Raw genomic sequence first — 19,418 nt, 5'->3', positions numbered from 1 at the left:
AAAAGCCTCCCCGGCGGACGTGACTCCGCGCCGGGAAGGCCAGGCGTTCCCCGGCATTCTATCCACCGCGGCGATCGTCAACGCGACGACCGGCCGCGCCTGAAACGCGGCGCTCCGCACGGGCTCAGCCCGGCGTGTTCTCCTCGGCCAGGCGCAGGCCCGCCTCGATGACCGCGTTCATCACCGGCGCCAGTCCGGCCTCGCCCAGGGCGGGGGCGCGTTCGGCCATGCGGGCCACCAGGGCGCGCTCGCGGGCCGGGTCACGGCCCGCGAAGCCGCCGACCGGCTTGAGCCGCTGGACCCGGCCCGCCAGGGCCACGCGGCGCTCCAGGAGGGTGGCCAGGGCGGCGTCCACCCGGTCGATCGCCTCGCGGCACTCGGCCAGCGTGGCCGGGGCCTCGGGGCGCAGCAGCGCGCCGACGAGGGTGACGGCCTCCTCCGCCTGGTCGCGACCGGCCGGGGCCACGATCAGGCCGTCCGCGCCGGCGGCGACGGCGGCCGCGGACAGGCCGGGGTCCGCGCTCACGTCGGCCAGCGCCGGACGGCCGGACACCGCCCGCGCCTCCCGCAGCAGCCCCAGGTCGGCGTGCTCACAGAGGATCACCGGGGCGCCCGACTCGGCCGCGCAGTAGTCGGCCACGCCCAGCCACTCCTCCAGGGTGGCGGAGCGGCGGCGTTCCACCACCACCGGCAGTCCCAGCCCCGCCACCGCGCGCACCAGCGGGATGTCCCTGGTCCACGCGCCGCCGACGATCACCCCCCGGGCACGGGCGGCGATGGCGGGCAGGTCGTCGGCGCTCGCGGGCTCGGCGAGCGTGACGGCGGCGGGCAGGACCGCGCCGGGCTCGCGCAGGCTGACCCGGTCGCTGATCACCACGGCGGGCCCTTCGCCCAGGCGGTGACCGCCCAGCGGGACCACCTGGCGTTCCAAGGTCGATGACATCTCGGCTCCCCACTCGGCCGGCTCGCCGGGAGCCGGCAGGAAAAACACGAAAGGCAGAGACGAGGCGTCTCTGCCTTGGTGGCCGGCTCCAGGTGGTCGCTAGCTGACGACCGGCTCGCCCGGAGCCGGCTGGATAAACGCGTAGCGACAAGTCATGCTCACACTTTACCGCGTTTCACTCCAACCAGTGGGACGGGCTTCTCGAATAGCGGACTGTCCTTGCGGCGAGTCGCCGTTGATCCGTCGCTATGGGAGTATTTCTTGGCCTAGAGGGAGGGTTTGAGGCCGTTGATGTCGGATCGCAAGCGGGACGGACGCCGCATCGCCGGTCGGTACCAGCTGCAGGAACCCATCGGCAAGGGTGGCATGGGCATCGTCTGGCGAGCCCATGACGAACTCCTCGACCGCACCGTCGCGGTCAAGGAGGTCAGATACGCGGCCGCTCTGGGCGACGAGGTGCAGTTGCTGAACCGGCGGACGATGCGTGAGGCGAGGGCTGCGGCCAGGTTCGAGCATCCGAACGTGATCGTCGTGCACGACGTGATCGAAGAGGACGGCCGGCCCTGGATCGTCATGCAACTCGTCCCCTCACGCTCCCTGGGTGCAGTGATCAAGAATGACGGGCCGCTGCCGCCGAAGCGGGTGGCGGAGATCGGCCTGGCGGTGCTCGACGCGCTGTACCGCGCCCACGAGTCGGGCGTGCTGCACCGCGACGTCAAACCGGAGAACGTGCTGCTGGCCGACGACGGCCGCGTGGTGCTGACCGACTTCGGCATCGCCACACTGGAGACCGAGACGCAGCTGACGGTGACCGGCCTGGCCGGCACGCCCGCGTTCATCGCGCCCGAGCGGCTCAAGGGGCTGCCGGCGCGGCGCGAGTCCGACCTGTGGTCGCTCGGCGCGACCCTCTACACGGCCGTGGAGGGCCGCTCGCCGCACGACCGCGGCAACGCGCTGGCCACCATGCACGCCGTACTCACCGACGAGCCTGACCCCGCCGCGCACGCCGGGCCGCTGGCGCCGGTGATCGACGGGCTGCTGGCGAAGGAGCCGGTGCAGCGGCTGACGTACGAGGAGGCGGAGCGGCAGCTGCGGCAGGTGATCGCCGAGGCGAGCGAGACGCCGGCCGTGCGCACCGCGAAGATGCCCCGGGTCGCGCCGGTCGAGGACGACATGCCCACCGACCCCGACCTGAGGCAGGCGCCCCCGCCGCGTCCGGCCCCGCGGCCCGCGCCGGAGCCCGCGCCGCGTCCCGAGACGTCGCCCGCCCCGTCCGAGGCGTCCGGTCCGTCCGGTCCGTCCGGGGCGTCCAGTCCGTCCGGGCGGTCCACGCCGCCGGAGACGGGCGCGCTGTTCAACCCCGCGACCGACCGGTCCCCTGCGGAACCGTCCGACGACGGGTCCACGAGGGACGCGAGCTCCGACGACAAGCGCCAGGCCCTGCCGGTGATCGCGGCCGTCACGGCCGTGCTCCTGGTCGCCGGGGTGGGCGGCTACCTCGGGCTGCGCTCCCTGCCCGACGGCACGCCGACGGACGACCGCACCACGGCCAGCACCGCCACGAGCGAGCCGACCACCCAGCCGAGCGCCGGGCAGAGCACGGAGCCGAGCACGGAGCCGACGGCCGAGCCGACCTCGGGCGGCGCCGAGACGTCGCCCAGCCCGTCGCCCTCGGACAGCGAGTCACCGTCCGAATCGCCCTCCCCCACGCCCACCAAGGAGTCCGACGCCCTGCCCAAGGGCTGGAAGCTGTACAAGGACAAGGAGCTCGACTTCACCATGGGGCTCCCCAAGGGGTGGGACGTCTACAAGCGCGAGGGCTCACAGGTCTTCTTCCGCGGCCCCGGCGCCGGCTCCAACGCGTTCGTCTCGGTCGACCGGGCCAGGAAGCCGGGCGACGACCCGGTCAAGGACTGGGAGGAGCAGGAGAAGTCGGCCAGGTACAACTTCGGCGGCTACCAGCTGATCGACATCAAGGCGGTCGACTACCAGAAGTCCGCCGCCGACTGGGACTTCACCTGGAACACCAACACCGGCAAGACGAGGGTGCGCAACCGGGGATTCATCACCGAGAACGGCCGCGGCTACGCCATCTACTGGCACAACCTGGCGAGCCGCTGGAAGAAGGACTACCACTTCTTCGAGACGTTCTGCGCGACCTTCAAACCCGACCAGTAGGCGGCGCCGCGTGGACAGGCAGGTCGGCGACCGCTACCGCCTCGTCGAACCGCTCGGTGAGGGCGGCATGGGCGTGGTGTGGCGCGCCTACGACGAGCTGCTCGACCGTACGGTGGCGATCAAGGAGGTCCGCTACAGCGGGGTCGGCGAGCGGCAGCGGGCCGAGCTGAACCGCCGGACCATCCGCGAGGCCAGGGCCGCCGGCCGCCTGGACCACCCGTCGGTGGTGGTCATCCACGACGTGGTCGAGGAGGACGGGCGGCCGTGGATCGTCATGCAGCTCGTCCGCTCGCGTTCGCTGGCCGAGGTGATCCGCGCGGACGGGCCGCTTCCGGTGCGGCGGGCGGCGGCGATCGGCGCGCGGGTGCTCGACGCGCTCCGCGCCGCGCACGCCACCGGGGTGCTGCACCGGGACGTCAAACCGGAGAACGTGCTGCTGGCCGACGACGGGCGGGTGGTGCTGACCGACTTCGGCATCGCGACGATGGAGTCCGAGGCGGGGTTGACCGCGACGGGCAACCTCGTCGGCACGCCCGCGTACATGCCGCCCGAACGGCTGAACGGCGAGCCGGCCAGGCCCGAGTCCGACCTGTGGTCGCTGGGTGCGACCCTGTACGCGGCGGTGGAGGGCGCTCCGCCGTTCCGGCGCGACTCCTGGGCGGCGACCGTGGCGGCGGTGCTCCGCGACGCGGTCGAGCCGCCTGGGCGGGCCGGCGCGCTGACGCCGGTCATCAAGGGCTGGCTCCAGCGCGACCCCGGGAACCGTCTGCCCGCCGACCAGGCCGCCCACCTCCTCGACAACGCCGCCTCCGGCCCCCGCAACAGCCCGCCCCCGTATGGCCCAGGCCCCCGGGAGATCCCACCGTACGACCCCACCGGCCCAGCACCCCACGCAGCAGCTCCGACCGGCCCGTACCCAAGCTCGGCACCCCGCGCAGCAGTTCCGTCCGACCCGTACCCAAGCTCGGCACCCCGCGCAGCAGTTCCGTCCGACCCGTACCCAAGCCCGGCACCCCACGGAGCCGCACCGTCCGGCTCGCACGCGGGCCCGGGACCCCACGCGCCCGCGGGGTCCGGGCCGGGTGGGAGTTCTCCTCCGTACGGCCCCTCAGGGACGGCCGGGACGGTGCCCGCTGGGCGGTCGGCGGGGAAGCGGTGGGCCGTGGTGGCGGCCGTGGCCGTGGTGGCGCTGCTCGGGGCCGGGGGCGCGCTGATCGTCCCCCGGCTGGGTGACGGGCCGGGACCCCGGAAGAGCACCTCCGGAGACGGCACCCCGGGGCCGGAGAGTTCCGGGGACGGCACCCCAGGGCAGGGGGACCGGGCCGGGACGCCTGCCGGCTGGCGGGTTCACCGGAACGCGGCCGGCCGGTTCACCGTCGCCATGCCGCGCGGCTGGCGCGCCGTGAAGAGCCCGCAGCGCGACAGCGTCACCTTCAGCGGCCCGGGCACCCCCGGCGTCATGATCGTCGAATGGACCGTCCCCGAGGGCGACCACCCGACCCCGGCCGCCCACTGGCGCGCGCTGGAGCGGGAGATCCTGGCCAGGGGCGAGTTCCCCGGTTACGAGCGGATCGCCATCCGCTCGCTGGTCTACCAGGGCCGCCCGGCCGCCGACTGGGAGTTCACCCGCACCCGCGCCGGCGGGCGGATCCATGTGATCAACCGCGGGTTCACCGCCGCCGGGGGCCGGCCGTTCGCGCTGTACTGGGAGACGAAGGGCGCCCGCTGGGAGCGCGACAGGCGCTTCTTCGAGACGTTCGCGCGGACGTTCCGGGTGACGCGGTGAGCGGTCAGCCGCAGGAGCGGGCCCGCTTCTGGCGTCATCCGGCCGTGCCGGAGGTCGATCTGCTCAAGGCCCGCTACGTCACCCACCGCTTCTCCCGCCACGTGCACGAGGGGTACGCGATCGGCGTCGTCCTCGACGGCGTGGAGGAGTTCGAGTATCGCGGCGAGCTGCGCCGGGCGGGCGCGGGCGAGGTGGTGCTGGTCAACCCGGACTCGGTGCACACGGGCCAGGCCGGTCGGGCGGACGGGTGGGCGTACCGGATGCTGTACCCGTCGGTGGCGGCGGTCGGGGAGGTGGCGGCCGAGCTGGGCCTGGCGTACGGCACTCCGCACTTCCCGGAGCCGGTGGTGCGGGAGCCGGAGGTGGAGGCGCTGGTGGTGCGCGCGCACCGGGCGACGGAGCGCGGCGACGACCTGGCGGCCTCGACGCTGACGCGCACGCTGTTCGCGCGGCTGCTGACCCGGTACGCGGCGCCGCGTCCGGCGGCGGTGCTGTCGCCGGAGGGGCGGCGGGCGGCGCGGCGGGCGATGGAGGTGCTGCACGAGCGGCTGGCGGACCCGCCGTCGCTGGACGAGCTGGCGCGGCTGGTGGACGCCCGGCCGTTCCCGCTGCTGCGGGCGTTCAAGGCGGCGACGGGGCTGCCGCCGCACGCCTACCTGATCTCGGTGCGGGTGCGGCAGGCGCGGCGGCTGCTGCGCGCGGGCGTGCGGCCCGCGGACGTGGCCGCCGAGGTGGGGTTCACCGATCAGGCTCATCTGAACCGGCATTTCAAAAGAGTGGTCGGGGTTCCACCCGCCGCCTACCAACGTGCCGCAGGAACGTACAAGAAACTTCCCTGACCTGCACATATCCTCATTTCTCATGGAACACACGACACACCGTTCCGCCGCGATTCGGGACGGTCTGGGTGTGGGTCTGGCCGTCGGGCTGTCCGGGGTCGCCTTCGGCGCCGCGGCGGTCACGGCCGGGCTCACCGTGCCGCAGGCGTGCGTGCTGAGCCTGCTGGCGTTCACGGGCGCCTCGCAGTTCGCGTTCGCGGGCACGGTCGGCGCGGGCGGCGACCTGCTCGCGGCCGCCTCGGGCGCGCTGCTGCTCGGCGCCAGGAACACGCTGTACGGGCTGCGCATGGCCGACGTGCTCCAGGTGCGCGGCGCGCGCAAGCTGGCCACGGCCCAGGGGGTGATCGACGAGACGACCGCCGTCGCCCTGGCCCAGCCGAACCCCGCCGCGGCCAGGGCGGGCTTCTACACCACGTTCGCCGCGGTCTACGTGGGCTGGAACCTGACCACGCTGCTGGGGGCGGTCGGCACGAGCGCGCTGGGCGACCCGGGGATGCTGGGCCTGGACGTGGTGGGACCGGCCACATTCCTGGCGATCCTGTGGCCGCGGCTGAAGAGCAGCGCCGAGCTGCGCCTGCTGGCGGCGGGCGGCATGGCGATCGCGCTGGCGGCCACCCCGTTCTTCCCGCCGGGCGTGCCGGTGCTGCTGGCGGCCGTGGCGGTGCTGGTGGTGATGCTGCGGTGACCGGGCTGTGGTGGGCGATCGCCGCGGTGTGCCTGGGCTGCTACGCGCTCAAGCTGTCCGGGCTGGCCGCTCCGCGCCGGGTGCTCGACCACCCGGTGGTGAGCCGTTTCGCCGAGCTCGTGCCGGTGGCTCTGCTGGCCGCGCTCATCGGGGTGCAGATGTTCACGCACGACGGCGCGCTCGCGTTCGACCTGGCCCGCACCGCCGGTCTTGGCGCAGCCGTCGTCGCGTTGCTGCTGCGTGCCCCGTTTCTGGTCGTCCTGGCGGCAGCCGCCGCCGTTACGGCGGTTGCTCGCGCTTTTCTGGGGTAGGCGGCCCCACATGTCCGATTCTGCGGGGATTGTTGGGGGCCGTTACCGGCTGGTGCGGACGATCGGCCGTGGCGGCATGGGCACCGTCTGGCAGGCGCATGATGAGGTCCTGGGCAGGGACGTGGCCGTCAAGGAGGTCCTGCCGCCCTCGGATCTCTCCGGACCGGAACGCGACGTGTTCACCGTGCGGACCTTCCGCGAGGCGCGGACGGCCGGCCGGGTCGCCCACCCGGGCGTGGCCACCGTGTACGACGTGGTGGAGGAGCACGGGCACCCGTGGATCGTGATGCAGCTCGTCCGGTCACGGACGCTGGGCGAGCTGGTCCGCGACGACGGGCCGATGCGGCCGGTCGAGGCCGCGAGGATCGGCCTGCAGCTGCTGGAGGCGCTGCGCGCGGCGCACGCGGCGGGGGTGCTGCACCGGGACGTCAAGCCGGACAACGTACTGCTCACAGAGGACGGCAGGGCGGTGCTGACCGACTTCGGGATCGCCACCACCGAGGACGAGGCGCCGGTCACCAGGACCGGGATACTGATCGGCACCCCGGCCTTCATGGCGCCGGAACGGGCGGCGGGCGGCGCCGCCGAGGCCGCCTCGGACCTGTGGTCGCTGGGGGTGACCCTGTACGTGGCGGTCGAGGGGCATTCGCCCTTCCACCGGGCGAACGCGCTGGCCACCCTGGGCGCGGTCATGCACGCCGAGCCCGCCCCGCTCAGCCGGGCGGGGGTGCTGGCGCCGGTGCTGCTGGGGCTGCTGCGCAAGAATCCGGCCGAGCGGATGACGGCCCAGGAGGCCGGTCAGCGCCTGGCCGCGATCATCAGGGGCCTCGGGCCTGAGCCGACCGGCCCGGTGCCGCTGCCGGAGGTGACCGGCTCCGGCGGGACGGAGGCGGAGATCGCCCCGGCGGCGGTGCGGGCCGCCTCCGCCAGGCGCAGGCAGCCGCTGCTCGCCCTGGGCGTCGGCGCGCTGGTCACGGCCTTGGTGACGGGTGGCGCGTCCTGGTGGTCGCACCGGCCCGTCGAGTCGACGAGCCCGCCGGCCCGCCCTCCGGCCGTGGTGCACACCCCGGAGAAGACCGCGAAGGTGTCGGACCCGCCTGCCAAGAAGGGGTCCGAGCGCGGTGGCGATCCCGCCGATCCGCCCGCCCGGTCCGGCCTCCGCCGCGACAGCACGCCGCCCGCCACGTACCAGGCCGTCCAGCGGGGCCGGGAGACGCCGCCGGGCCGCCGTCCCGCCGAACGAGACGACCGCGGCAAGCCCACGAAGAAGAAGGACAGCCCCTCGGCCGAACCCAAGCGCCCGGCCGACCGGAAGCCGACCGGGCGGCCGGACGGGGACGCGCCCGGCCAGGTGGAGCCGTCGAACAACGGCGGCGGAGCCCAGGCCCACCACCACCGGCCCGGCCGGAAGTGACGGATCCGCCCCGGCCCTCATGAGGACCGCCCCCGGGGAGCGCGGCCGGTCAGGACTCGGCGCGTACGAGGTCGAGCGCTTTCCGCAGGTCCTCGGGATAGTCGGTGCTGAACGACACCCACTCCCCCGTCGCCGGGTGCTCGAAGCCGAGCGAGACGGCGTGCAGCCACTGCCGGGTGACGCCCAGCCGGGCGGCCAGCGTCGGGTCGGCGCCGTACAGCAGGTCTCCCACGCACGGATGACGCAGCGCGGACATGTGGACCCGGATCTGATGGGTGCGGCCGGTCTCCAGCTTGATGTCGAGCAGCGACGCCGCCCGGAACGCCTCGATGGTGTCGTAGTGGGTGACGGACGGCTTGCCGCCCGCGACCACCGCGAACTTGCCGTCGCCCGCGGGGTGGCGGTCGATGGGGGCGTCGACCGTACCCCTGAACGGGTCGGGATGGCCCTGCACGAGCGCGTGGTAGCGCTTGTCGACGGTGCGTTCCTTGAAGGCGCGCTTGAGGTGGGAGTAGGCGTGCTCGCTCTTGGCGACGACCATCGCGCCCGTGGTGTTGGCGTCGAGCCGGTGCACGATGCCCTGGCGTTCGGCGGCGCCGCTGGTGGCGACCGTGTGGCCGGCGCCGAGCAGCCCGCCGATCACGGTGGGGCCGGTCCAGCCGACGGTCGGGTGGGCGGCCACCCCGATCGGCTTGTCGACCACGAGGATGTCGTCGTCCTCGTGGATCACCCGCATGCCGGGCACCGGCTCGGCGACCGGCATCGGCGTGGTGACCGGCGGCGGGAGCGTCACGTCCAGCCACGCCCCGGCGCGCACCCGGTCGGACTTGGCCGGCAGGCCGCCGTCCAGCAGCACCTCGCCGGCGGCGATCAGCTCGGCCGCACGCGTGCGCGAGAATCCGAACAGCCGGGAGAGCGCGGCGTCGAGCCGCTCGCCCTCCAGCCCGTCGGGCACGGGCAGGCTACGCTGCTCGGCCACTCTTGCCCTCCCTCGTTCCGTCGATCTGGTAGCCGCGCCAGGCCAGGATCACCGCCAGCACCCCGCCGCACACGATGGCCGAGTCGGCCACGTTGAACACCGGGAAGTAGTCGATGACCGGGAAGTTGCCCGGCAGCACCTCGACGAAGTCGACCACGTGCCCCTGCAGCTGGGTCGGCCGGCCGAAGCCGGACGGGTAGCGCAGCAGCCGGTCGGTGAGGTTGCCCAGCGCGCCGCCCAGCAGCAGCCCCAGCGTGATCGCCCAGGGCATGCTGGCCAGGTTGCGGGCCGTCCTGATGATGGCGGCAACCACGCCCGCGGCGATCAGGGTGAAGATGAACGTCATCCCGGTGCCGATGCTGAAGGCGGCGCCGGAATTGAAGATCAACCTGAACTGGAGGACGCCGGGGATCACCACCAGCGGCGGCTCCCCCTCCAGCGCCTCCAGCGCCACGGTCTTGGTGACGAGGTCGGCCACGTAGATGAAGGCCGCGAGGGAGGCGAGGACGGCGAGGATGCGGCCCCGCCGCCCTCCCGCCGCTACCGGCGCTCCTCCCTCTGCTTGCACGTCACGCACAGCGTCGCCCGAGGGAACGCCTGAAGGCGTTCCTTGCCGATCGGCTTGTGGCACGATTCGCACACTCCATAGGTCCCTGCGTCGATCCTGGCGATCGCTCGTTCGTTCTGCGCGACCAGGTCGCGTGCATTCAGGGTAAGGGCGATCTCGCGTTCCCGCTCATACGTCTTGGCTCCCGCGTCCGCGGTATCGTCGCCGGCGCCCTGGGTGACGTCACCCGAGGCGATCTCGCTCTCGTGGCGCAGGATGTCGGCGTTGAGCTCGTCGATCTCGGTCTGCAGATTGCCGCGTACCTCGGCCAGCTCTTCTTCCGACCACATCGACGGGGTCGCGGTCTGCGTGACTGCCGCCATGGCTGCCTCCATGCTCCTTGGGCAAGGCCGATCTCGGGCTGATCAGGGCCGTGGGATGGTGCGGGCAGCTTAGGTTCCGGATGACGGAACGGCGAACGACCCGCCGGATGGATTACCCCTCCCGTACTATCCCGCCACGCGCTTCCAACTCCTGCGCAGGCGACTCCATTCCCACAAATTTGACGCTTGCAGAGCTTCTCCCCCTTGCCGGGGCGGGCGCCCTGAAACATGGAAGCTTCAGTGCGCGGTCTGCGTTATGGTGTGAACCTGCAAGGCGTCGATGGGGCCCTCCTGGTGAGGGGCATCACCCCGGAGCCGCCGGAAGAACGGCTCGACCGAGCTCACTAGACCCGGCAGCAGATCGAAACGAAGAGGGTCTCGCCAGCCGCGAGGCCAAGAAGGGTGGTACCGCGGGGCCGGTCTCGGCTTCGTCCCTTCACGCAACCTGTCTGTCTCAATGGACGCGTGGAGGTCCCGCCCGACATGTCTTCGCCATCGTTCCGCTCCCTTCCCGCGCAGGTCGACCTGCCCGCGCTTGAGCGTGAGGTCCTGGACCGCTGGCGCGACGGGAAGATCTTCGAGCGTTCCGTCCAGCAGAACGAGGGCAACCCGCCGTGGGTGTTCTACGAGGGTCCGCCCACCGCCAACGGCCTGCCCGGGGTCCATCACGTCGAGGCCCGCGTCTTCAAGGACATCTTCCCCCGCTACAAGTCGATGCGCGGCTACAGCGTGCCGCGCAAGGCCGGCTGGGACTGCCACGGCCTGCCCGTCGAGGTCGGCGTGGAGAAGGAGCTGGGTCTTTCCGGCAAGCGCGACATCGAGTCCTACGGCATCGCCGAGTTCAACGCCCGCTGCCGTGAGTCCGTGCTGCGGCACGTCGACGCGTTCGAGCAGCTCACCGAGCGGATGGGCTACTGGATCGACCTGTCGACCGCCTACCGGACGATGGACCCCGCCTACATCGAGGCCGTCTGGTGGTCGCTGAAGGTCATCTTCGACAAGGGGCTGCTGTTCCGCGACTTCCGGATCACCCCCTACTGCCCGCGCTGCGGCACCGGCCTGTCAGACCACGAGCTGGGCCAGCCGGGCGGCTACGAGACCGTGTCCAGCCCGTCGGTGTTCGTCCGCATGCCGGTGACCTCGGGGCCGCTGGCCGAGCTCGGCGCCAAGCTCCTCATCTGGACGACCACGCCGTGGACGCTGGTGTCCAACACCGCCGTGGCGGTCCACCCGGACGTGACGTACGTCGCCGCGCGCACCGCGGGCGGCGAGGTGCTGGTGGTGGCCGAGCCGCTGCTGACCGCCGTGCTGGGCGACGACGTCACCGAGGTCGCCCGCCTGACCGGCCGCGAGCTGGAGCACACCGCCTACGAGCGCCCGTTCGAGCTGGTCGACATCCCCGGCGCCCACTACGTGGTGCTCGGCGACTACGTGACCGTCGAGGACGGCACCGGCCTGGTCCACCAGGCGCCCGCGTTCGGCGCCGACGACATGGCCGTGATCAAGAAGTACGCGATGCCGGTGGTCAACCCGATCGGCCCCGACGGGCGCTTCCTGGACGACGTGCCGATGGTGGGCGGGGTGTTCTTCAAGGACGCCGACGAGCCGCTCACCGACGACCTGCGCGAGCGCGGGCTGCTGTTCCGCGGCGGCCACTTCGACCACAGCTACCCCCACTGCTGGCGCTGCCACACGCCGCTGCTCTACTACGCGCTGCCCTCGTGGTACATCCGCACCACCGCCGTCAAGGACCAGATGCTGGAGGAGAACTCCAGGACCAACTGGTTCCCCGACACGATCAAGTGGGGCCGCTACGGCGAGTGGCTGCGCAACAACGTCGACTGGTCGCTGTCGCGCTCCCGCTACTGGGGCACGCCGCTGCCGCTCTGGGTCTGCTCGGCCGACGAGTCCCACGTGACCTGCGTGGGCTCGCTGGCGGAGCTGGGCCGACTGGCCGGTCAGGAGCTGTCCTCGCTCGACCCGCACCGGCCGTTCGTGGACGACGTGGCCTTCCCGTGCCCGACCTGCTCGGCCGAGGCGCGCCGGGTGCCCGACGTGATCGACGCCTGGTACGACTCGGGCTCGATGCCGTTCGCCCAGTGGGGCGAGGCGGGCAGGCCCGAGGGTGTCTACCCGGCGCAGTTCATCTGTGAGGCGACCGACCAGACGCGCGGCTGGTTCTACTCGCTGATGGCCGTGGGCACGCTCGTGTTCGGGCAGTCCTCGTACGAGAACGTGCTCTGCCTCGGGCTGATCCTGGCCGAGGACGGCCGCAAGATGAGCAAGCACCTGGGCAACGTGCTGGAGCCGATGCCGCTGATGGACCAGCACGGCGCCGACGCGCTGCGCTGGTTCATGGCCTGCGCGGGCTCGCCCTGGTCGGCCCGCCGGGTGGGCCACGGCGCGCTGGAGGAGATCGTCCGCAAGGTCCTGCTGACCTACTGGAACACCGCCTCCTTCTTCACCCTGTACGCCAACGCCGAGGGATGGTCGCCGGCCGATCTCGCGTCGGCGCCGCCCGCGGCCGAGCGGCCGCTGCTGGACCGGTGGGCGCTGGCCGAGCTGCACCGCACGGTCGCCGAGGTGACGGCCGCGCTGGACGTCTACGACACGCAGCGGGCCGGGCGCAGGCTGGCCGACTTCCTCGACGACCTGTCCAACTGGTACGTGCGCCGCTCGCGCCGCCGGTTCTGGCAGGGGTCTCGGGAGGCGTTCGCCACCCTGTACGAGTGCCTGGAGACGGTGACCCGGCTGATGTCGCCGATCACCCCGTTCGTCACCGACTACCTGTGGGACGTCCTGCGCGCCGACGGGCAGCCCTCCTCGGTCCACCTGACCGCCTGGCCGCAGGTGCGCGAGGACCTGCTCGACCCGGCGCTGTCGGAGCGGATGGCGCTGGTGCGGCGGCTGGTGGAGCTGGGCCGCTCGGCCCGCGCCTCCTCCGGGGTGAAGACCCGTCAGCCGCTGCGCCGCGCGCTGGTGGGGGCGCACGGGTGGCCGGCGCTGCCGGGCGAGCTGCGTGACCTGATCGCGGACGAGCTGAACGTCCAGACCTTGGAGGACATGTCGGGCTTCAGCGCCGATCTCGTCTCGTACACGGTCAAGCCGAACTTCCGGGCGCTGGGCAAGCGGTTCGGGTCGCGGACGAAGCTCGTGGCGGCGGCGGTCGGCGCGGCCGACCCCGCCTCGGTGGCGCGCACGCTCCGGTCCGGCGCGGCCGTGACCCTGCCCGCGGGCGAGCTGGGCGAGGTGTCGCTCGGCCCCGACGAGGTCATCGTCACCGAGCAGCCGCGCTCCGGCTGGGCGGTGGAGACCGGCGCGTTCGACACCGGCACCGGTGAGACGGTGGCGCTCGACCTGGAGCTCGACGACGAGCTGCGCCGCGCTGGGCTGCTGCGCGAGGTGATCCGCCTGGTGCAGGAGGCCCGCAAGGCCACCGGCCTGTCGATCACCGACCGGATCGGCCTGTGGTGGCGCTCGTCCAACGCCGACCTGGCCGAGGCGCTGCGCGCGGGCGGCCGGACGGTCGCCGACGAGGTGCTGGCGACGTCGGTGACGGAAGGCGAGGAGCCCGGCCTGCCCGAGCACGCCGACGCCGACCTCGGCCTCACCTTCCAGCTCCGCCGCGCCTGACCCCAGGTCCGGTCGGGCCTGGCGGTATGAGCGTTCTGCTGGGACTTACCCGGGCGGGCGGCCTTGACGGCTTGCCCGCCCGGGACGGTCACACCTCGGCCGAGCCGCCCACCGGCAGGCGCCGGAACTCGGCGCCGAGCCGCTCCCCCTCGCTGTCCAGCACGCCGTCGAGGACCTTGAGCCCCCACTGGTTGAGCAGCCCGTCATGGATGGCGTACGCGCGGCGTGGCCGCACCGCCCGCAGGTAGCGGATCAGGTCGGGCACCGTCATCCACGGCGCCTGCCCCGGCGCCAGCAGGGTCGGCGCCTCCACCACCGTCAGCGCGTCGCCCGGATGGAACACCTCACCGTCGACCAGGAACCCCACGTTGTCGACCGGCGGCACGTCAGGATGACTGACGTGGTGCTTCTCCCCCACGACCCTCACCCGGAACCCGGCCACGTCCAGCACGTCGCCGTTCTCGACCACCCGCACCCGCTCCCCCAGGTCCGCCAACTGCCGCGCCACTCCCGGGCAGGTGTAGACAGGCAGGTCCGGATGCTCGCGCAGCCGGTCGGCGTCGAAGTGGTCGAAGTGCTCATGCGTGATCAGCACGGCCTCGGCCCTCTCCAGCGCCTCGGGCTCGGGCGTCATCAGCCCGGGGTCGATGACCAGTGCCCGGGAGCCCTTCTCCAGCCGTACGCAGGCGTGACCGTACTTGGTGATCCTCATCGCCCCATCCTGCCGCCTCCACGCCCCCGGCCCGCAGGCCGATCGCGCAGGGCGAAGCACTCACGTCCGGAGACGGCTCAGTCCTTCCCTCAGGAACGCCGCCGACGTGCCCCTGGGTGCTGCGCGCCCGCGCGTCCCACGAGGCTCGTCGCCGCGGCCCTGGACCTGACCGGACGACGTCACCTCCGCTCCAGAGGACCGGCAGGGCGAGCGGCCATCAGGCACGGGCGATCAGCTGACGGTCTCGCGGTCGTGCTGGCAGACGGAGCAGGCGGTCAGGCCCGCGGCCTCCGCCTGGGTGCGGGTCATGGTCTCCACACCCGCGTCTCCAGCGCCCTTGATCAGGGGGCAGGTGGTGCTGTGGTAGCGGCGGGTGCCGACGATGACCTTGACCGTGGCCGACCGCCGAGCCTCCGTGGTGCCGCTGTTCGTCCGGGCAGGTGTCTCGCCGGACTCGCGGTCCGCGTCGGCGTCCGAGCCGTCACCCGCCTCGCTCGTACGACCGGCCTTGCCGCTCTCGGAAGGGCCTCTCTCGGAAGGGCCTCTCTCGGAAGGACGGGGGTCTCGCGGAGCGGCGCCCTGCGGCAGCGGCCCTCGCGCCTTGGCGGACTCGGCCGACGACGGCGGCCGCCGCGCCCCGGCGGGTGAGGCGGGCTCGAAGAGCGAACGCGTCCTGACGGTCGTCTCCCCCTCAGGCTCCTCCGAAGAGGCACCCGCCATTGGCGAAGACCCTGCGCCGGCCTGGGCGTCACCCTTGCGGGAAGCCGACGAGGAACCGCCGCCCTTGCCGGAAGCCGACGCAGAGGCCGGATCATCCCCCGCCTTGACGTCACCTTGACCAGAGGTCGACGTGGACGAGGAACCGCCGCCCGACTTGGCGGCACGCGCCGGGCCGCCCGTGCCGGAAGCCGACGCGGGTGCGCCTCCGGGCTTGCCTTCGCGCGACGCGCTCCGGTCTTCCCCGGTGTCCGCCGCGGGGGACGGACCGCCGGCCTTCACGGGGGCAGCACCGCCGGTCTCGCGGTCACCGGCTGACACGTGGTCTCCGCTCGAAGAGCCCGCCGCAGAGGGCGCTCCTGGCGCGGGATCGTCTGCACGGGGCGTGGTCCGGCCGCCCTTCGCGGGTGAGGCGCCGCCCGCGCCGGAGGGCGCCGTACTGGGACGTTCTCCCTCGGCGGCTCGCCCGCCGGCGGCGGAGCCCGCCCGGGGAGCAGGGCGATCGCTCGCCCCGGGCTCGCCGGAGTCGCGCTCCGGCGCGGCAGGGCGCTGCGGCACCGGGGTGCCGTCGGCGGTCACGCGCGGCTGCGGGCGGGTGTCAGGGCCGGAGTCGAGGTCCGGCTCGTCCGTCGACGAGGCGTACGGGCGCTTGCCCTGGGACGCGGGCTGCGGGGCGCCTTCGCCCCGGCCCGGCGCGGGCTCGGCGGTGCGGCCGAACCAGCCTGCTTCGGCAGGCGAGGCGGTGGTCGAGGCGGCAGGCGAGGCGGTGGGCTCCGAAACGGGGGTGGAAGCTCTGGGTGCGGGCTTCGGCTGGACGACCGGCGGCCGGAGGTCACGGGTCGGCTCGGAGGGCTCGGCCGGGTTCCCGGCGGGCTCTGCGTCGTCGACGGGAGGCAGTTGCCGCCCGCCGAGCGCGGCGTCGGGCAGGCAGGCGGTGCAGGCCGTGAAGCCTTCCTCTCGTGCCTCTTCGTGGGTGAGTTCCTCGTGATCCCGCCCGGCCAGCTGGCGGCAGCCCTGGACGTGGTACCGCTTGCGCCCGGGGATCACCAGCACGATCGCGTCCGGGGAGACACCTCCGGCGGCGGGCCGGTGCGGCGGGGGGACGCCGGGCGCGGGCGACGGCATGGTCGCCGTCCGCTGGTAGGGATGCGGACGGGGCGACGGCTGCGCCCCCATGGGGCCGGTCTGGGGGTACGGCGGCACGCCGGGAGGCACGAGCCCTGCCGGAGGAGGGGGCGCCGGCACGGCGGCCTGCCCGCCGCCGGGGAACAGCTCGTGACGCCGCAGCAGCGCTCCGATCACGAGGAACAGCGCGGACAGCACGCTGACCACGATGGACCACATGATCAGGAACGGCTTCGCCAGTACGAAGCCCGCGATCAGCAGAATCACTGCCGCGAGCACCAAACCAGCACTGATAAGGATCACTAGGGGCTCTTTCGAGTGACGGGTCCTTGGCCCGTTACCTTACCGGCGCTCGTTGTGGGGTCCGTCACCACCGGGGAAGACACCCTGGGGAGCCTCGCCGCCGAACGGGTTGGGACCGCCGGGCAGAGGCTGCTGACCACCCTGGGGGACGCCGTGCATGGCCGGCGCGCCACCGGGGCCGCCCGACATGACCGGGAACCCGCCGCTGCCCTCAGCCGAGACGTTGAGCTCGGCGAGCTGGTTCTCCAGGTAGAGCTTGAGCCGGCTGCGGTACTCGCGCTCGAAGCTGCGCAGCTCCTCGACCTTGCGCTCCAGCTCGTCACGGGTCTGGACGAGGGAGCCCATCGCCTGGCGGTGGCGCTCCTGGGCGTCGCGCTCAAGCGTCTCGGCGCGGGCGCGGGCGTCGCCGATGACCTGCTCGGCCTGGCGGCGGGCCTTGGTCAGGATCTCGTCGGCCTCGCGGCGGGCCCGGGTCACGGTCTCGTCCGCCTCCCTGCGGGCGTCCGCGATGGCCTGGTCGGCCGTCTGCTGGGCCAGGGCGAGCACGCGGGCCGCGGTGTCCATGTTGTCCTCGGCGTGCGGCATGTTCATGCCCACGGGGACCGGCTGCGGCTGCTGCGGCGGCTCGGGCGCCCGCATGGGCTCCGGCTGCGGCGCCATCATCTCGGGCTTCGGCTGCTCCTGCACGGGCGCGGAGGCCATGGGCATGTTCATGCCACCGGGCACCTTGCCACGCATGCACTCGGAAAGCTTGGCACGCAGCTCTTCGTTCTCTTGGATCAAGCGGTCAAGCTCAGCCTCGACCTCGTCGAGGAAGGCGTCGACCTCTTCCTCGTCGTAGCCCGGCCGGAGCCGGGTGGTACTGAACTGCTTGTTCCGCACATCAGCGGGCGTAAGCGGCATTTTGGTCTCCTTGGCGCGCTTGGCGTCTGGCCGGAGGGACAGTGACCCGAATCACTTCAGCGCGGACACGAGTTGGATCATGACCGGTGCCCCGCAGACCTCGTCACGGACCCAGCGATCTCGCGATGTTGAGCAAGATCACCACGATGATGAAGAGGACTGTGAAGCTCAGGTCAAAGGCCACCGTACCCAACCGGAGCGGGGGAATGAAACGGCGGAGGAACTTCAAAGGCGGGTCCGTGGCGGTGTACGTGGCCTCCGCCAGCACGAGCACGACCCCCGCGGGCCGCCACGAGCGGGCGAACGCCTGAACCATCTCGAAGATCATCCTGAGGATGAGGAGCAACATGTAGAGAGACAGGACTACGACCAAGATCTGGCTGACTATCCCCACGGTCCGGCCGCGCCTCCACTCCTGCTGTGCTCCCCGGGTCTCGGTGAGACCTGGTTGAGTCCGATTGACATACAGAGACTCTAACTCTGGTTGAAGAACCCGCGTTCCGCGATTCGAGCCTTGTCCTCGGCGGTCACCTCGACATTGGCAGGGGACAACAGGAACACCTTGTTGGTAACACGTTCAATGCTGCCATGTAGGCCAAAGACCAGACCTGCCGCGAAATCGACGAGCCGTTTTGCGTCGCTGTCGACCATCTCGGTCAGATTCATGATGACGGGGGTGCCGTCACGGAAGTGCTCGCCGATGGTTCGGGCCTCATTGTACGTGCGGGGGTGCAGAGTCGTGATCCGGGCCAGGTCGGTGGTGCGACGCTCCAGGACGGTGGTGGCGGGCCGCGGCGCGGGGACGGACGGATCGGCGTCCTCGTCCCGGTCCTGGACCGATACGGGCCGGTCGTCGCCGGGGCGCTGCACCTCGTCCTCGTACGGGTAGTCGTCAGGGTAGGTCTCGTACCTCTCGTAGCGGTCGTCCTCCACGAGACCGAGGTAGACCGCCATCTTGCGCATCGCGCCGGCCATCGCTACGTCGTCCTCCCGCTCATGGTCGCACTCGCTCGGGCCTGTCGCCGGGTCCGAGGCGGTAGCCGTACCCCCTTGGAGCTCACCGCTGATCGACCTCTACCAGTCATGGTCCTGAAGACCCACTTGAGGGGACATTACCTGACGAAGAGCTTCCGACGACCGAGCAACGCCGTACCGACCCGCACGTGTGTCGCGCCGTGCGCGATGGCCTCGGCCAGATCGTCGCTCATGCCCGCCGAAATCATCGTGGCACGCGGGTGCCTCTCCTGTACGGCCACCGCGACATCCCGCAGCCTGGCGAACGCCTTGGCCGGGTCCTCGCCGAGCGGCGCCACCGCCATGACCCCGCCGAGCCGCAGGCCGGGGGCCCCGGCGATCAGGTCGGCCAGCGCCGGCACGTCGGCCACGACGGCGCCGCCCCGCCCCGGGTCGTCGTCCAGCGCCACCTGAACCAGGCAGACGATCTCCCTGCCCTGCCTGACGGCCTCCTTGCTGACGGCCTCGGCCAGCCTGGACCGGTCCACCGAGTGGATCACGTCGGCGTACCGCGTCACCGAGCGGACCTTGTTGGTCTGCAACTGGCCGACGAAGTGCCAGGTCAGTGGCAGATCGGCGCACTCGCGGGCCTTCGGCGCGGCCTCCTGGTCGCGGTTCTCCCCCACGTCGCGCACGCCCAGGCCGGCCAGGATCCGCACGTCGTCGGCCGGGTACGTCTTGGTCACCGCGATCAGGCTGACCTCGTCCCGGCCGCGCCCCGCCGCCCGGCACGCCTCGGCGATCCGCGCGTCGACCTCGGCCAGACGCGAGGCGATCTCGTCCTTCCGCACGCCTCTCCCTCCCGTCAACTCATTCCGCTCACCCGCGCCCGGCGCCGGAGCGGGCCGTGGACGCGTCCTTTCCTTCATCGTGGGACACGCCCTTCCACCACGACGCGTGTGAGGCCCGGCCGCCTCCCGCCCGCGTGCCGGGGCGGAACGGCCGG

At 72.6% G+C, this 19,418-nt stretch carries 17 protein-coding genes; 7 read left to right on the top strand and 10 right to left on the bottom strand.

The window, feature by feature from the left end:
* Nucleotides 1–124 precede the first annotated feature (124 nt).
* Nucleotides 125–943 (bottom strand): chorismate mutase, encoded by an 819-nt coding sequence (locus OUY22_RS36785; RefSeq protein WP_333486696.1) that lies wholly within the window; start codon nt 941–943, stop codon nt 125–127.
* A gap of 291 nt (nt 944–1,234) precedes the next feature.
* Between OUY22_RS36785 and OUY22_RS17345 the strand changes: the two genes are divergently transcribed.
* From OUY22_RS17345 to OUY22_RS17320, 6 genes are all read left to right on the top strand, one after another.
* A complete protein-coding gene (locus OUY22_RS17345) occupies nt 1,235–3,121 on the top strand; it encodes a serine/threonine-protein kinase (RefSeq protein ID WP_270156029.1) in 1,887 nt (628 codons plus the stop codon).
* A 10-nt stretch (nt 3,122–3,131) separates the two neighbouring features.
* Nucleotides 3,132–4,907, top strand: coding sequence for a serine/threonine-protein kinase (locus OUY22_RS17340; protein WP_270156028.1), 1,776 nt, complete (start codon nt 3,132–3,134; stop codon nt 4,905–4,907).
* Nucleotides 4,904–5,746 carry an AraC family transcriptional regulator gene (locus OUY22_RS17335; RefSeq protein WP_270156027.1) on the top strand — a complete coding sequence of 281 codons (843 nt, stop codon included), beginning with the start codon at nt 4,904–4,906 and terminating at the stop codon, nt 5,744–5,746. The genes OUY22_RS17340 and OUY22_RS17335 overlap by 4 nt, the downstream gene beginning before the upstream one ends.
* Before the next feature lie 70 nt (nt 5,747–5,816).
* The gene (locus tag OUY22_RS17330) at nt 5,817–6,431 is read left to right on the top strand and encodes an AzlC family ABC transporter permease (RefSeq protein WP_333486695.1); all 615 of its coding nucleotides are present in this window, start codon (nt 5,817–5,819) and stop codon (nt 6,429–6,431) included.
* A complete protein-coding gene (locus OUY22_RS17325; protein ID WP_270156025.1) occupies nt 6,428–6,742 on the top strand; it encodes an AzlD domain-containing protein in 315 nt (104 codons plus the stop codon). Before OUY22_RS17330 ends, OUY22_RS17325 begins: the two co-directional genes overlap by 4 nt.
* 10 nt (nt 6,743–6,752) lie before the next feature.
* Nucleotides 6,753–8,156, top strand: coding sequence for a serine/threonine-protein kinase (locus OUY22_RS17320; protein ID WP_270156024.1), 1,404 nt, complete (start codon nt 6,753–6,755; stop codon nt 8,154–8,156).
* 49 nt (nt 8,157–8,205) lie between these two features.
* Here the strand turns inward: OUY22_RS17320 and OUY22_RS17315 are convergent, their stop codons facing one another.
* The 3 genes from OUY22_RS17315 to OUY22_RS17305 are packed head-to-tail and all read right to left on the bottom strand — an operon-like array spanning nt 8,206 to nt 10,065.
* On the bottom strand, nt 8,206–9,135 hold the full coding sequence (locus OUY22_RS17315; protein WP_270156023.1) for an RluA family pseudouridine synthase: 930 nt from the start codon (nt 9,133–9,135) through the stop codon (nt 8,206–8,208).
* A complete protein-coding gene (locus tag OUY22_RS17310; protein WP_408638173.1) occupies nt 9,119–9,703 on the bottom strand; it encodes a signal peptidase II in 585 nt (194 codons plus the stop codon). Before OUY22_RS17310 ends, OUY22_RS17315 begins: the two co-directional genes overlap by 17 nt.
* Nucleotides 9,676–10,065 carry a TraR/DksA family transcriptional regulator gene (locus OUY22_RS17305; protein ID WP_270156022.1) on the bottom strand — a complete coding sequence of 130 codons (390 nt, stop codon included), beginning with the start codon at nt 10,063–10,065 and terminating at the stop codon, nt 9,676–9,678. The genes OUY22_RS17310 and OUY22_RS17305 overlap by 28 nt, the downstream gene beginning before the upstream one ends.
* Before the next feature lie 483 nt (nt 10,066–10,548).
* Here OUY22_RS17305 and ileS point away from each other — a divergent pair, with 483 nt between their 5' ends.
* Nucleotides 10,549–13,698 (top strand): isoleucine--tRNA ligase, encoded by a 3,150-nt coding sequence (gene ileS / locus OUY22_RS17300; RefSeq protein WP_270156021.1) that lies wholly within the window; start codon nt 10,549–10,551, stop codon nt 13,696–13,698.
* An 88-nt stretch (nt 13,699–13,786) separates the two neighbouring features.
* Here ileS and OUY22_RS17295 read toward each other — a convergent pair whose 3' ends face one another.
* The 6 genes from OUY22_RS17295 to OUY22_RS17270 all read right to left on the bottom strand — a co-directional run bounded on the left by OUY22_RS17295 (nt 13,787) and on the right by OUY22_RS17270 (nt 19,263).
* Nucleotides 13,787–14,410 (bottom strand): MBL fold metallo-hydrolase, encoded by a 624-nt coding sequence (locus OUY22_RS17295; RefSeq protein ID WP_270156020.1) that lies wholly within the window; start codon nt 14,408–14,410, stop codon nt 13,787–13,789.
* A 231-nt stretch (nt 14,411–14,641) separates the two neighbouring features.
* Nucleotides 14,642–16,519, bottom strand: coding sequence for a hypothetical protein (locus tag OUY22_RS17290; protein ID WP_270156019.1), 1,878 nt, complete (start codon nt 16,517–16,519; stop codon nt 14,642–14,644).
* Between the two features lie 75 nt (nt 16,520–16,594).
* The gene (locus tag OUY22_RS17285) at nt 16,595–17,458 is read right to left on the bottom strand and encodes a DivIVA domain-containing protein (RefSeq protein ID WP_270156018.1); all 864 of its coding nucleotides are present in this window, start codon (nt 17,456–17,458) and stop codon (nt 16,595–16,597) included.
* A 103-nt stretch (nt 17,459–17,561) separates the two neighbouring features.
* Nucleotides 17,562–17,852 (bottom strand): YggT family protein, encoded by a 291-nt coding sequence (locus OUY22_RS17280; RefSeq protein WP_270156017.1) that lies wholly within the window; start codon nt 17,850–17,852, stop codon nt 17,562–17,564.
* An 80-nt stretch (nt 17,853–17,932) separates the two neighbouring features.
* A complete protein-coding gene (locus OUY22_RS17275) occupies nt 17,933–18,433 on the bottom strand; it encodes a cell division protein SepF (RefSeq protein WP_270156016.1) in 501 nt (166 codons plus the stop codon).
* Nucleotides 18,434–18,570: 137 nt separating this feature from the next.
* Nucleotides 18,571–19,263 carry a YggS family pyridoxal phosphate-dependent enzyme gene (locus OUY22_RS17270; RefSeq protein WP_270156015.1) on the bottom strand — a complete coding sequence of 231 codons (693 nt, stop codon included), beginning with the start codon at nt 19,261–19,263 and terminating at the stop codon, nt 18,571–18,573.
* Between the last annotated feature and the right edge of the window lie 155 nt (nt 19,264–19,418).

This window comes from Nonomuraea corallina (assembly GCF_027620315.1).
GTDB classification, from domain to species: domain Bacteria; phylum Actinomycetota; class Actinomycetes; order Streptosporangiales; family Streptosporangiaceae; genus Nonomuraea; species Nonomuraea corallina.
Note: the sequence above shows the minus strand (reverse complement) of the source record. Positions and strands in the feature narration are given on the sequence as shown.

What these genes read in the sequence shown, in the direction of transcription:
- OUY22_RS17275 (WP_270156016.1), bottom strand. Translation starts at nt 18,433, where the DNA reads ATGGCCGGCGCGATGCGCAAGATGGCGGTCTACCTCGGTCTCGTGGAG.
- OUY22_RS17320 (WP_270156024.1), top strand. Translation starts at nt 6,753, where the DNA reads ATGTCCGATTCTGCGGGGATTGTTGGGGGCCGTTACCGGCTGGTGCGG.
- OUY22_RS17305 (WP_270156022.1), bottom strand. Translation starts at nt 10,065, where the DNA reads ATGGCGGCAGTCACGCAGACCGCGACCCCGTCGATGTGGTCGGAAGAA.
- OUY22_RS36785 (WP_333486696.1), bottom strand. Translation starts at nt 943, where the DNA reads ATGTCATCGACCTTGGAACGCCAGGTGGTCCCGCTGGGCGGTCACCGC.
- OUY22_RS17285 (WP_270156018.1), bottom strand. Translation starts at nt 17,458, where the DNA reads ATGCCGCTTACGCCCGCTGATGTGCGGAACAAGCAGTTCAGTACCACC.
- OUY22_RS17345 (WP_270156029.1), top strand. Translation starts at nt 1,235, where the DNA reads ATGTCGGATCGCAAGCGGGACGGACGCCGCATCGCCGGTCGGTACCAG.
- OUY22_RS17295 (WP_270156020.1), bottom strand. Translation starts at nt 14,410, where the DNA reads ATGAGGATCACCAAGTACGGTCACGCCTGCGTACGGCTGGAGAAGGGC.
- ileS (WP_270156021.1), top strand. Translation starts at nt 10,549, where the DNA reads ATGTCTTCGCCATCGTTCCGCTCCCTTCCCGCGCAGGTCGACCTGCCC.